This is a genomic window from Pseudomonas sp. FG86 (genome assembly GCF_057808775.1).
Map to the genome: position 1 here is coordinate 26174 of NZ_JBMDIS010000025.1, position 11703 is coordinate 37876.

The following is an 11703-nucleotide window of genomic DNA, read 5'->3' on the forward strand; positions in this document are numbered from 1 at the left end:
GAGCAAGCCCCCTCCCATATTTGCTTACGCAGCCTGTTGGAACTGCTGGCGGTACTGGTTCGGCGACAGCTCGGTGTGCTGCCTGAACAACCGCGCAAAGAAACTCGCATCGTCGTAACCCACCTCATAACTGATGGTCTTGATGCTCTTGCGGCTGCCCGAGAGCAAGCCCTTGGCAGTCTCGATGCGCAGGCGTTGCAGGTAGTGCAGCGGCTTGTCGCCGGTAGCGGTCTGGAAGCGGCGCATGAAGTTGCGGATGCTCATCCCGTGTTCCCGGGCGACGTCCTCGAAGCGGAACTTATCGGCGAAGTGTTCTTCGAGCCAGTGCTGGATCTGCAGGATGATCACGTCCTGGTGCAGTTTCTGCCCGCCGAAACCGATACGCCCCGGCGCATAGCTGCGCTGTACTTCGTAGAGGATGTCCCGGGCCACGGCCTGGGCGATGTTGGCGCCGCAGAAGCGTTCGATCAAATAGATGTAGAGGTCGCAGGCCGAAGTGGTGCCGCCGGCGCAGTAGAGGTTGTCGGCGTCGGTGAGGTGCTTGTCCTGGTTGAGCTGGACCTGGGGGAAGCGTTCGCTGAAGGCATTGAAGAACCGCCAGTAGGTGGTCGCCTCCTTGCCATCGAGCAAACCGGCCTCGGCCAGCCAGAACACTCCAGTGGCCTCGCCGCAGAGTACGGCGCCACGGGCATGTTGTTCGCGCAGCCACGGCAGCACTTGCGGGTAGCGTGTGCACAGGGTGTCGAAGTCATCCCAGAAGGCCGGCAGCACGATGATGTCGGCATCTTCGAGGCCGCCGTCCACAGGCATGATCACATCACTGAAGCTGCGCACCGATTGTCCATCGGGGCTGACCAGGCGCGTTTCAAACCCTGGCGTCAGGCCCAGGCCTTGTTGCTTGCCGTAACGCAGGCTGGCGAGGTGGAAGAAGTCCTTGGCTTGCATGAGGGTTGAAGCGAACACCCGATCAATGGCCAAAATGCTGACGCGCCGCAGGGGCGTGGAGATTTGGTTAGACATAATTTCATTTATTCTTATAGGGGAAAGTGGTCACCAGACGGCTGGATCGTCTTATTTTTTGTCGCATGTGTCCAGTGTCCCGTGACGCCTTCGCGGCATAGGCTCTGTGGTTCGTCTTTGTCCGACAATCCACGCAGGTGACTCCATGATCCCCAGAACGTTGTTCAGCCCGGAACACGAACTCTTCCGCCAGAGCGTGCGCACCTTCCTTGAAAAAGACGCCGCGCCGTTCCATGGGCAATGGGAGAAACAGGGTTATATCGACCGCAAGTTGTGGAGCAAGGCGGGGGAGGCGGGGATGCTGTGTTCCCATCTACCGGAAGCATACGGTGGCCTGGGCGCGGACTTTCTCTACAGCGCGGTGGTGATCGAAGAGATCAGCCGCCTGGGGCTGACCGGTATCGGTTTTTCCCTGCATTCGGACATTGTCGCGCCGTACATCCTGCATTACGGCAGCGAGGCGTTGAAGCACAAATACCTGCCCAAATTGATCTCCGGCGAGATGGTCACGGCCATCGCGATGACCGAGCCGGGCGCCGGGTCCGATCTGCAAGGGGTCAAGACCACCGCCGTTTTGGACGGTGATGAATACGTGATCAACGGCTCCAAGACCTTTATCACCAATGGCTTTCTCGCCGATCTGGTCATTGTGGTCGCCAAGACCGACCCCAAGGCCGGCGCCAAGGGCACCAGCCTGTTTGTGGTCGAGGCTGATACACCGGGCTTCGATAAGGGCAAGCGTCTGGAGAAAGTCGGCATGAAGGCCCAGGACACCTCGGAGTTGTTCTTCCAGGACGTGCGGGTGCCCAAGGAAAACCTGCTGGGCCAGGCGGGCATGGGCTTCGCTTATTTGATGCAGGAGCTGCCCCAGGAACGCTTGACCGTCGCGATTGGAGCGCTGTCGTCAGCCGAAGCGGCATTGCAATGGACGCTTGACTACACCCGAGAGCGCAAAGCCTTCGGCAAGGCGATTGCCGACTTCCAGAACACCCGGTTCAAGCTGGCGGAGATGGCCACCGAGATTCAGATCGGCCGGGTGTTCGTAGACAAATGCATGGCGCTGCACCTGGAGGGCAAGCTCGATGTGCCGACGGCGGCGATGGCCAAGTACTGGGCCACGGACCTGCAATGCAAGGTACTCGACGAGTGCGTGCAACTGCACGGTGGCTATGGGTTCATGTGGGAATACCCGATTGCCCGGGCCTGGGCGGATGCGCGGGTGCAGCGGATTTATGCCGGGACCAATGAAATCATGAAAGAGATCATTGCGCGGGCGCTTTGATTTTTTGCGGGTCTTGAATGCGTCATCGGGGCAAGCCCCCTCCCACAATTGGAATGCATTCCAATGTGGGAGGGGCGGTGCGACGATTCGACTTGCCCCCGATAGCGCTCTACAGATCAATCAAGGCGCCGGATTCGGATGATCCTTCTGAATCGCCTCAATCCCTTCCAGTACGTCCTTCGACAGCTTCAGATCGGCACTGGCGATGTTGCTGTCCAGTTGCTCCAGCGACGTTGCGCCAATAATGTTGCTGGTCACGAACGGCTGTTGCGTCACAAAGGCCAGGGCCATTTGCGCCGGGTCCAGGCCGTGTTCGCGGGCCAGTGCCACATAACGGCTGCACGCCGCTTCCGACTGTGGATTGAAGTAGCGGCTGAAGCGGCTGTATTCCGTCAGGCGCGCTTTTGCCGGGCGCGCGCCACCTTCGTACTTGCCACTGAGCATGCCGAACGCCAGGGGTGAATAGGCCAGCAGACCGCATTGTTCACGAATGGCGATTTCCGCCAGGCCCACTTCAAAGCTGCGGTTAAGCAGGTTGTAGGGGTTCTGGATCGACACCGCGCGGGTCCAGCCGCGCGCTTCGGCCAGGGCCAGGAACTTCATGGTGCCCCACGGGGTTTCGTTGGACAGGCCGATGTGACGGATTTTGCCGGCCTTCACTTGTTCGTCCAGTGCTTCGAGGGTCTCTTCCAGCGGCGTCAGGTCGTCTTCGTCCTTGTGCTTGTAGCTCAGTTGGCCGAAGAAGTTGGTGCTGCGCTCTGGCCAGTGCAATTGGTAGAGGTCGATCCAGTCGGTCTGCAGGCGCTTGAGGCTGGCATCCAGGGCTTCGACGATGTGCCTGCGGTTATGGCGCAGGTGGCCACCGCGGATGTAGTCGATGGTGTTGCCGGGGCCGGCGACCTTGCTGGCGAGGATCCAGTCGGCACGGTCGCCGCGGCTCTTGAAGTAATTACCGATGTACCGCTCGGTGGTGGCGTAGGTATCGGCCTTGGGCGGCACCGGGTACATTTCGGCGGTGTCGAGGAAGTTGATCCCTGCGGCCTTGGCCCGTTCGATCTGTGCAAAGGCCTCTGCCTCGCTGTTCTGCTCACCCCAGGTCATGGTGCCCAAGGCTATCGCGCTCACGTTCAGATCGGTCCGGCCCAGCTGTCGATAATCCATCGGGTACTCCTTCAGGGAAAACAATCATAAAAGCAGGTTGAATTTTTTTTCGCAATCTGCATAATTGCCCACCTCTTTCTGCAGTGGAAGTGATGCGCCGCCTGCCGAAGAATCTTGCCGTTGAACGGACGCGCCGACCCGAGCCCCCGATAGCGTCTGTATCCGGCTGCCTTTGACTTGTCAAAGTACGCACTATTCAGTAAGATCCGCCGTCTAATTTACAGGGCGGCCCCTGAGGCTATTAAAGAATGACAACTTTTACTGCAAAACCGGAAACAGTTCAGCGCGACTGGTTTGTCGTCGACGCCGCTGGTCAGACTCTGGGTCGTCTGGCCACTGAAGTCGCCAGCCGTCTGCGTGGCAAGCACAAGCCTGAGTACACTCCTCACGTTGATACCGGTGACTACATCGTGATCATCAACGCTGAGCAGGTACGTGTTACCGGCAACAAAGCGCAAGACAAAATGTACTACCGTCACTCCGGTTTCCCAGGCGGCATCAAGTCTTCCAATTTCGAAGGCCTGATCGCTAAGAAGCCTGAGGCCCCGATTGAAATCGCGGTTAAAGGCATGCTGCCGAAGGGCCCACTGGGTCGCGATATGTTTCGCAAGCTGAAAGTCTATGCGGGCGCTGCTCACCCTCATGCTGCTCAGCAGCCCCAAGAACTGAAGTTTTAACGGAATAGTTCATTATGTCGGCGACTCAAAATTACGGCACTGGCCGTCGCAAAACCGCAACCGCACGCGTTTTCCTGCGTCCGGGCACTGGTAACATCTCGATCAACAACCGCACCCTGGACAACTTCTTCGGCCGCGAAACTGCCCGCATGGTAGTTCGTCAGCCGCTGGAATTGACCGAGACTGTTGAAAAGTTCGACATCTACGTCACTGTTATCGGTGGCGGTGTAAGTGGTCAAGCTGGCGCAATCCGCCACGGTATCACTCGCGCTCTGATGCAGTACGACGAAACCCTGCGTGGCGCTCTGCGCAAAGCTGGCTTCGTGACTCGTGATGCCCGTGAAGTTGAACGTAAGAAAGTCGGTCTGCGTAAAGCGCGTAAGCGTCCGCAGTACTCGAAGCGTTAATTCGCTTTACGTTCCACAAAAACGCCCAGCCTCCTCACGGAGCTGGGCGTTTTTTATTACCTGCGATTTATGCACAAATTTCAGCGTGACAACTTGCCACATCCGTAGACCCCCTATACTACAAGGCCTGGAGCTGGAGCTCCGGGTAATTCCCTTGTCAGAGGTGGGGCTTTTCATTACCATTCGGCAAAATTTTTATAAGTTCAGATTTAATACTTAGTAGACGCCTGATTTAACAGGCCAAAAAGCTGATGGGAGAGGACTGAATGAGCAATGACGGCGTGAATGCAGGCCGGCGTCGCTTCTTGGTAGCAGCCACATCCGTGGTGGGTGCTGCAGGAGCGGTGGGGGCTGCGGTCCCGTTCGTGGGGTCATGGTTTCCCAGTGCCAAGGCGAAAGCCGCAGGTGCACCGGTGAAGGTGAATATCAGCAAGATCGAACCAGGTCAGCAGATGATTGCTGAATGGCGCGGCCAGCCGGTGTTCATTGTTCGTCGTACAGAGGAAATCCTGGGAAATCTGAAAAAGATCGAAGGCCAGTTGTCTGACCCCAAATCTGAGAAATCCGACCAACCCGCCTACGCCAAAAACGAAGTACGTTCGATCAAGCCAGAGATTCTGCTGCTGGTCGGTCTGTGTACCCACCTGGGGTGCTCACCAACCTTCCGCCCGGAAGTCGCCCCTGTCGATCTGGGCAAGGACTGGGTTGGCGGTTATTTCTGCCCGTGCCACGGTTCTCACTACGACTTGGCCGGTCGTGTCTACAAGTCTCAGCCTGCTCCCTTGAACCTGCCCGTGCCTCCGCATAACTACGAATCTAACGACATCATTGTCATTGGTCTCGATAAGGAGAACGCGTGATGAGCAAGTTCATGGATTGGGTGGATGCACGCTTCCCCGCCACTAAAATGTGGGAAGACCATCTCAGCAAGTATTACGCCCCGAAGAACTTCAACTTCTTCTACTTCTTTGGTTCCCTGGCACTGCTGGTGCTGGTCAACCAGATCGTCACCGGTGTCTGGTTGACGATGAGCTATACCCCCTCGGCGGAAGAGGCGTTTGCTTCCGTCGAATACATCATGCGTGACGTCGAGTACGGCTCGATCCTGCGCCTGCTGCACTCCACGGGCGCCTCGGCGTTCTTCATCGTGGTCTACCTGCATATGTTCCGTGGCTTGCTCTACGGTTCGTACCAGAAGCCTCGTGAGCTGGTGTGGGTGTTCGGCATGCTGATCTACCTGGCGCTGATGGCTGAAGCCTTCATGGGCTACCTGCTGCCGTGGGGCCAGATGTCGTACTGGGGCGCACAGGTGATCATCTCGCTGTTCGGTGCTATCCCGGTGATCGGCAACGACCTGACCCAGTGGATCCGGGGTGACTACCTGATCTCCGGCATCACCCTGAACCGCTTCTTCGCCTTGCACGTAGTGGCCTTGCCGATCGTGATTCTCGGCCTTGTGGTGCTGCATATCCTGGCGCTGCACGAAGTGGGTTCGAACAACCCGGATGGTGTGGACATCAAGAAGCACAAGGACGAGAACGGCATCCCGCTGGACGGCATCCCGTTCCACCCGTACTACACCGTGAAAGATATCGTCGGCGTGGTCGTGTTCCTGTTCGTGTTCTGCTCGATCGTGTTCTTTTTCCCGGAGATGGGCGGTTATTTCCTGGAAAAACCTAACTTCGAACAGGCCAACGCCTTCAAGACACCTGAGCACATTGCCCCGGTCTGGTACTTCACCCCGTTCTACGCGATCTTGCGGGCGATTCCCGACAAGCTCATGGGCGTGATCGCCATGGGCGCGGCCATTGCGGTGCTGTTCGTGCTGCCGTGGCTCGACCGAAGCCCGGTCAAGTCCATGCGCTACAAGGGCTGGCTGAGCAAGATCTGGCTGTGGGTGTTCTGCATCGCGTTCGTGATCCTGGGTGTACTGGGCGTGTTGGCGCCGACTCCTGAGCGTACGCTGCTGTCGCAGGTCTGCACCTTCCTGTATTTCGCCTACTTCATTCTGATGCCGTTCTATACCCGGCTCGAGAAGACCAAACCGGTTCCGGAAAGGGTGACTGGCTGATGAAAAAGTTATTCGTTGCATTGATGCTTGCGGCGCTGCCGCTACTGTCCTTCGCTGCCGAGCATGGCCCGGAGCTGGAAAAAGTCGCTATCGACGTGTCTGACAAGGCTGCCCTGCAGGACGGCGCGCGTACGTTCGCCAACTACTGCATGGGCTGCCACAGCGCCAAGTTCCAGCGCTATGAGCGCGTGGCCGATGACCTGGGCATTCCCCATGAGGTAATGCTCGACAAGCTGGTGTTCACCGGCGCCAAGATCGGCGACCACATGAACATCGGCATGCAGCCGGCTGACGCCAAGACCTGGTTCGGTGCTGCACCGCCTGACCTGACCCTGGTTGCGCGCGTTCGTGGTACCGACTGGCTGTATGGCTACCTGAAGTCCTTCTACGAAGACCCGGCACGTCCTTGGGGTGTGAACAACCGAGTGTTCCCGAACGTCGGCATGCCTAACGTTCTGGTCGGCCTGCAAGGCAAGCAAGTGGTAGGATGCAAGCAGGTTCAGGTCGTTGAAGACGGCAAGAAGCAATACGATCCGTTGACCGGCACGCCTTTGACCCATGAAGCGTGCGATCAGCTGAAGATAGATACCCCCGGTGCACTGACTGACGAGCAGTTCGACGAGAAGGTCAAGAACCTGGTGACCTTCCTGGCCTACTCGGCCAACCCGGTCAAACTGCAGCACCAGCGCATTGGTACTTACGTCTTGCTCTACCTGGCCTTCTTCTTCGTATTCGCCTATCTGCTCAAACGCGAATACTGGAAGGATGTGCATTGATCCAACCGTAAGCAATTGCTGTTAATCTTGCGCGCCCAGCGGCATCTCTGAACCGTAGCGACCTGGACTCCAGGTACTACAGAGACGCTCTCTGGGCGCGCTCGTTTTTGAGCTTTCGATAATTTCAACAAGCGAGGAGGACCGCCATGGGCGTGACCAACCGGTTGGCCTGTTACTCCGACCCCGCCGACCACTATTCCCACCGAGTACGCATCGTACTCGCAGAGAAGGGTGTCAGCGCCGAGATCATCAGTGTGGAAGCGGGGCGTCATCCGCCGAAACTGATCGAAGTGAACCCTTACGGCAGCTTGCCCACCCTGGTCGATCGCGACCTGGCGTTGTGGGAGTCAACCGTGGTGATGGAATACTTGGATGAGCGTTACCCGCATCCCCCTTTGCTGCCGGTGTATCCGGTGGCGCGTGCCAACAGCCGCCTGCTGATCCATCGGATACAGCGTGACTGGTGCGGGCTGGTGGATGTGATTCTGGATACCCGCAGCAAAGAAGCGGCACGTGTGCAGGCGCGTAAGGAATTGCGCGAGAGCCTGACCGGTGTTTCGCCGTTGTTCGCCGACAAACCTTTTTTCCTCAGCGAGGAACAAAGCTTGGTGGATTGCTGCCTATTACCGATACTCTGGCGTTTGCCGATTCTCGGTATTGAACTGCCGCGGCCGGCCAAGCCGTTGCTTGATTACATGGAGCGCCAGTTTGCGCGTGAGGCTTTCCAGGCGAGTCTGTCTGGTGTCGAACGCGATATGCGCTAAGGCTTAAGGAGCCGCTGATGAACTCCAGTCGACCCTACCTGGTCCGCGCGCTCTACGAGTGGATTGTGGACAACGATTGCACCCCGCACATGCTGGTCAATTCCGAATTTCCTGCGGTGCAGGTACCGCAGGGGTTTGCCAGTGATGGGCAGATTGTGTTGAACGTATCGCCCAGTGCAGTGCGCCACCTGCACATGGACAACGAAGCGGTGAGCTTCGAAGGGCGTTTCGGCGGCGTGCCGCATACGCTGTTCGTGCCGATCGGCGCCATCCTCGGGATTTACGCCCGGGAAAATGGCCAAGGCATGGTCTTTGATTTGGAATCCCCTTTCGAGGACGATGAAACGATCGAAAGCGAAGACGGCGATGATGTGCCACCACCGGATTCAGAGCCGCCGCGTCCTAGCGGTCGGCCGAGTCTGAAAGTGGTGAAGTAAGCCCCTGTAGCCAGCAGGCAAATAGGGGAATGCCTCGGCTTTGGCCGAGGCATTTTTTTGGACGATCAAAAGTGCCCCACGCTTTCGGTTTGAGTGCCTGGCGAGGCACGGTTATTGGGGTCGGCTTGCCAGTCAACCTGATTGATGTTGTCGAGGCTGCGGATCACACATTTCCACTCGATGGCCTGCTGCGCCGGTAGCGTTACGATGCCGCTCCATCGATTAGGGGCGCTGGGTTGCAGGGGGATCGCATGAGCAGGGTCCCATGCGCTCAGTTCCAGCGGTGAACCGACGGCGTAGACCGCTTGCCTGTTCCCTGGCTGAGCGTTGTCGCAATGCAGCGTGAGGGGGACATCCTGTGCCGTCGTGGCGGTTTTCCAAATGCGGATGCGTTGCCCATCGGCATTCATAACGGGGGTGAAGTCGTCGGGGACTTTGTTCAAGTCGGAGTCCAAGGCCATCAGTATCCGCTGTTGAGTGCCATTGGTGGCGGCCACCAGGCCGGAATATTGGGTCTGGAAACTGATCGGTGAGTCGGCCTTGATGCCGGCACTCTTGCGCAGGGCTATGAGCGTGCGGATCAGGTCGCCACGCCCCCAGTCATACATGGCGGGCCAGTACACAACGGGTATTCCAGGGGAGAGGAGGATGTAGGCGTACGCGAGGTTAAGCATCGGATCGGGCAAAGGCCAATGACGTTGACCACCATATTGCCCCGGCGAATAGCCGGTATCGTGATTGTCTACGAATGTAACGGCGATTTCGCGCCAAGACTTGATGGGGTTGCCGTTGAGGCCGTGGCGCCATTCGGCGATGCTGCCGTTTTGCATGCGCTCCTTGAGGGCGAAATCGAACACGGCGCAGTGCGAGCGATCCGACCAATCCTTGAGTGCGTCCTGCCAACTGGCCTTGCTGCGCCAGTCGCTGGCGGGGAACTCGCTGGGGCCCTTCCAGAACTCACCGACACAGAACGCCTGGTCGTTGAAGTTTTTCATCCACAGGTCGACCCGCTCAGGTGAGTAACCGCGCGCAAAGTCGAAGCGCAAGCCGCGGGCGCTGTAATTGTCCCGCAGGTTGCGAAACTCCTGCATGAAGCGCGGTGAAACCTCTGGGCTGGCGGTATTGAGGTCTGCCGAACCGCTCAGGAATGGATCGCCTTCATCGCAATCGCTGGGAGACGTGCAGTCATTGCGCCACAGTTTGTAGCCCCGGGGGAAGCGCACCATCACGCCGGGAATCTTGTCGTTCATGTGATTCGGTACCACGTCATATACAACCTGCACGCCGGCTCCCGTCAGGGCCGTGACAGCTTGCTTGAGTTCAGCGTCGGTGCCGTACGCGCTGTTTTTATCGAAATCGTTCCAGTAGTAGCCTTCACCTCCGCCCGAAGTGCCTTTTGCCGGATCGCTCCAGCTGGACTTATCCACCCACGCGGGCGGTAACCAGATCTTGGTGAAACCGTCCTGGCCGATAACGGGGGCCATTCGGGCAAGCACTTGGTACCACTTTTCAGGTGTGTTGCGACTCGAGTTCCAGTGAAAGCCTTGCAGGATGATGTCTTCGCCGCCGCCATTGCGCAGGGGTGGCGGGGCGGCGGTAGCGAAGTTCGTCAGCAGGCTCAGGAGAATGGTGCAGTAGAGAAGTTTGCATTTCATGACGGGTCTCCTGTTGATCAAAACAGGTTTAACTCTGCGCGGTATCGGAGGCGGCGTCTGCTGTGAGAAATGACAGCTCGTCGAGACGTTTTTGCACTAATCCCCAGGACAAAAATAGCTAAATCTATTATCGAGCGCGCAGGGTTTGATGAAAGTCATGCCAGGAACGGTGATCGTACAACCGCCATGGGCTATGATGCTTCCTCAGTTCACCCACAAAGATGACCCGATATGCAAAATGCCAACACCGCCCCTCGTCTTCCCCGCAAGCGCCGCAGCCTTGCCCAGGAATTGGTCACGGTGTTGTCCGAGCAAATCCGCGACGGCCAACTCAAGCGTGGTGACAAATTGCCCACCGAGTCGGCGATCATGGAGGCCCATGGCGTCAGCCGCACCGTGGTGCGCGAAGCCATCTCGCGCCTGCAGGCGGCGGGGCAGGTCGAAACCCGCCACGGTATCGGCACCTTTGTGCTGGACACGCCAAGCCCGAGCGGTTTTCGCATTGATCCGGCCACGGTCGTGACCCTGCGTGATGTGCTGGCGATCCTGGAGTTGCGGATCAGCCTGGAAGTGGAGTCGGCGGGCCTGGCTGCGTTACGCCGCAGTGATGAACAGCTGGCGGCCATGCGTGCAGCCCTCGATGCGCTGAATGAGAGTGCGGCCCACGCCGGCGATGCGGTGGCCTCCGACTTCGCATTCCACCTGGAAATTGCCCTGTCCACCGGCAACCGCTACTTCACCGATATCATGACTCACCTGGGCACCAGCATCATTCCGCGTACCCGCCTGAACTCGGCGCGCCTGGCCCATGATGACCAGCAGCACTACATGAGCCGCCTGAGCCGCGAGCACGAAGAGATCTATGAGGCGATTGCCCGCCAGGATTCGGATGCGGCGCGGGCGGCCATGCGCTTGCATTTGACCAACAGCCGGGAGCGGCTGCGCCATGCCCATGAAGAGGCGGAGGCGCAGCGGGGTTGAGCTATGTGGTGACGGTCAGCGAAATCGGCTCAGAGATGATCTGCATGTTGGACTCACTCTGGGCTATATAGCGTAGCAGCGTGGTTTGGTTCTTGAAGCGCAATAAATCCTGTTTTGGCACCTCGAGTTTCAGGTTCGAACGCCGTTGATATTGTTCCGTGTCCTTTTGCCATTCACCTGCGTCGATTTGGGCTCCCTCCCAAGCTGGCGCGTCCGAATTCGGGCCCAGGATCACGTACACCTTGCCCCCAGGAAAGAGCTCGGCATCGTTTGGAATGCTGACCACGAGCGGCCCTGTGAATGTGGAAAGGTTAACCTCTGCTTGGTCAAAGGGCCCTGTGATACGAATGTTCAGGCCGGGGACTGGATTCGTCATGATGAAATCTCCGTGGTTGTCACAGCGGTGGCCGGGTCAATTCAGGGGCCGGGTTTCTGGCCCCTGAGCAAACTTATCCACTGCAACGACATTGTC

The 11703-nt window shown here is 58.3% G+C and carries 13 protein-coding genes; 9 read left to right on the plus strand and 4 right to left on the minus strand.

Features of this window, described 5'->3' with window-relative positions; all coding sequences use genetic code 11:
• Positions 1 to 24 precede the first annotated feature (24 nt).
• Positions 25 to 945 carry a GlxA family transcriptional regulator gene (locus ACODSV_RS17540; protein WP_190300997.1) on the minus strand — a complete coding sequence of 307 codons (921 nt, stop codon included), beginning with the start codon at positions 943 to 945 and terminating at the stop codon, positions 25 to 27.
• Positions 946 to 1165: 220 nt separating this feature from the next.
• On the opposite strand from ACODSV_RS17540, the gene ACODSV_RS17545 reads away from it, so the two are divergent.
• Positions 1166 to 2302, plus strand: coding sequence for an acyl-CoA dehydrogenase family protein (locus ACODSV_RS17545; RefSeq protein WP_150056196.1), 1137 nt, complete (start codon positions 1166 to 1168; stop codon positions 2300 to 2302).
• Positions 2303 to 2422: 120 nt separating this feature from the next.
• On the opposite strand, the gene ACODSV_RS17550 is transcribed toward ACODSV_RS17545, so the two are convergent.
• Positions 2423 to 3463 carry an NADP(H)-dependent aldo-keto reductase gene (locus ACODSV_RS17550; RefSeq protein WP_024073428.1) on the minus strand — a complete coding sequence of 347 codons (1041 nt, stop codon included), beginning with the start codon at positions 3461 to 3463 and terminating at the stop codon, positions 2423 to 2425.
• 248 nt (positions 3464 to 3711) lie between these two features.
• On the opposite strand from ACODSV_RS17550, the gene rplM reads away from it, so the two are divergent.
• The 7 genes from rplM to ACODSV_RS17585 all read left to right on the plus strand — a co-directional run bounded on the left by rplM (position 3712) and on the right by ACODSV_RS17585 (position 8595).
• The gene (rplM, locus tag ACODSV_RS17555) at positions 3712 to 4140 is read left to right on the plus strand and encodes a 50S ribosomal protein L13 (protein ID WP_010568039.1); all 429 of its coding nucleotides are present in this window, start codon (positions 3712 to 3714) and stop codon (positions 4138 to 4140) included.
• Between the two features lie 14 nt (positions 4141 to 4154).
• Positions 4155 to 4547 (plus strand): 30S ribosomal protein S9, encoded by a 393-nt coding sequence (rpsI, locus tag ACODSV_RS17560; protein ID WP_003171743.1) that lies wholly within the window; start codon positions 4155 to 4157, stop codon positions 4545 to 4547.
• Positions 4548 to 4813: 266 nt separating this feature from the next.
• Positions 4814 to 5407 (plus strand): ubiquinol-cytochrome c reductase iron-sulfur subunit, encoded by a 594-nt coding sequence (petA, locus tag ACODSV_RS17565; RefSeq protein WP_024073429.1) that lies wholly within the window; start codon positions 4814 to 4816, stop codon positions 5405 to 5407.
• A complete protein-coding gene (locus ACODSV_RS17570) occupies positions 5407 to 6618 on the plus strand; it encodes a cytochrome b (protein ID WP_003171746.1) in 1212 nt (403 codons plus the stop codon). Before petA ends, ACODSV_RS17570 begins: the two co-directional genes overlap by 1 nt.
• Positions 6618 to 7394: a cytochrome c1 gene (locus tag ACODSV_RS17575; RefSeq protein WP_024073430.1), complete on the plus strand. Its 777-nt coding sequence runs from the start codon at positions 6618 to 6620 to the stop codon at positions 7392 to 7394. The genes ACODSV_RS17570 and ACODSV_RS17575 overlap by 1 nt, the downstream gene beginning before the upstream one ends.
• A 146-nt stretch (positions 7395 to 7540) precedes the next feature.
• Positions 7541 to 8158, plus strand: a complete 618-nt coding sequence (locus ACODSV_RS17580; protein ID WP_024073431.1) for a glutathione S-transferase N-terminal domain-containing protein — start codon at positions 7541 to 7543, stop codon at positions 8156 to 8158.
• Between the two features lie 17 nt (positions 8159 to 8175).
• Complete coding sequence (locus tag ACODSV_RS17585) at positions 8176 to 8595, plus strand: ClpXP protease specificity-enhancing factor (protein ID WP_024073432.1); 420 nt, start codon at positions 8176 to 8178, stop codon at positions 8593 to 8595.
• Positions 8596 to 8660: 65 nt separating this feature from the next.
• Here the strand turns inward: ACODSV_RS17585 and ACODSV_RS17590 are convergent, their stop codons facing one another.
• On the minus strand, positions 8661 to 10250 hold the full coding sequence (locus tag ACODSV_RS17590) for a glucan 1,4-alpha-maltotetraohydrolase domain-containing protein (RefSeq protein WP_150054728.1): 1590 nt from the start codon (positions 10248 to 10250) through the stop codon (positions 8661 to 8663).
• A gap of 231 nt (positions 10251 to 10481) precedes the next feature.
• Between ACODSV_RS17590 and ACODSV_RS17595 the strand changes: the two genes are divergently transcribed.
• Positions 10482 to 11231, plus strand: coding sequence for a FadR/GntR family transcriptional regulator (locus ACODSV_RS17595; RefSeq protein ID WP_024073434.1), 750 nt, complete (start codon positions 10482 to 10484; stop codon positions 11229 to 11231).
• Position 11232: 1 nt separating this feature from the next.
• On the opposite strand, the gene ACODSV_RS17600 is transcribed toward ACODSV_RS17595, so the two are convergent.
• A complete protein-coding gene (locus ACODSV_RS17600; RefSeq protein WP_150054729.1) occupies positions 11233 to 11607 on the minus strand; it encodes a hypothetical protein in 375 nt (124 codons plus the stop codon).
• Positions 11608 to 11703: the final 96 nt, after the last annotated feature.

Bases quoted from the DNA above. Each gene is read 5' to 3' on its own strand.
- ACODSV_RS17540 (WP_190300997.1), bottom strand. From the start codon at position 945: ATGCAAGCCAAGGACTTCTTCCACCTCGCCAGCCTGCGTTACGGCAAG.
- ACODSV_RS17545 (WP_150056196.1), top strand. From the start codon at position 1,166: ATGATCCCCAGAACGTTGTTCAGCCCGGAACACGAACTCTTCCGCCAG.
- ACODSV_RS17550 (WP_024073428.1), bottom strand. From the start codon at position 3,463: ATGGATTATCGACAGCTGGGCCGGACCGATCTGAACGTGAGCGCGATA.
- rplM (WP_010568039.1), top strand. From the start codon at position 3,712: ATGACAACTTTTACTGCAAAACCGGAAACAGTTCAGCGCGACTGGTTT.
- rpsI (WP_003171743.1), top strand. From the start codon at position 4,155: ATGTCGGCGACTCAAAATTACGGCACTGGCCGTCGCAAAACCGCAACC.
- petA (WP_024073429.1), top strand. From the start codon at position 4,814: ATGAGCAATGACGGCGTGAATGCAGGCCGGCGTCGCTTCTTGGTAGCA.
- ACODSV_RS17570 (WP_003171746.1), top strand. From the start codon at position 5,407: ATGAGCAAGTTCATGGATTGGGTGGATGCACGCTTCCCCGCCACTAAA.
- ACODSV_RS17575 (WP_024073430.1), top strand. From the start codon at position 6,618: ATGAAAAAGTTATTCGTTGCATTGATGCTTGCGGCGCTGCCGCTACTG.
- ACODSV_RS17580 (WP_024073431.1), top strand. From the start codon at position 7,541: ATGGGCGTGACCAACCGGTTGGCCTGTTACTCCGACCCCGCCGACCAC.
- ACODSV_RS17585 (WP_024073432.1), top strand. From the start codon at position 8,176: ATGAACTCCAGTCGACCCTACCTGGTCCGCGCGCTCTACGAGTGGATT.
- ACODSV_RS17590 (WP_150054728.1), bottom strand. From the start codon at position 10,250: ATGAAATGCAAACTTCTCTACTGCACCATTCTCCTGAGCCTGCTGACG.
- ACODSV_RS17595 (WP_024073434.1), top strand. From the start codon at position 10,482: ATGCAAAATGCCAACACCGCCCCTCGTCTTCCCCGCAAGCGCCGCAGC.
- ACODSV_RS17600 (WP_150054729.1), bottom strand. From the start codon at position 11,607: ATGACGAATCCAGTCCCCGGCCTGAACATTCGTATCACAGGGCCCTTT.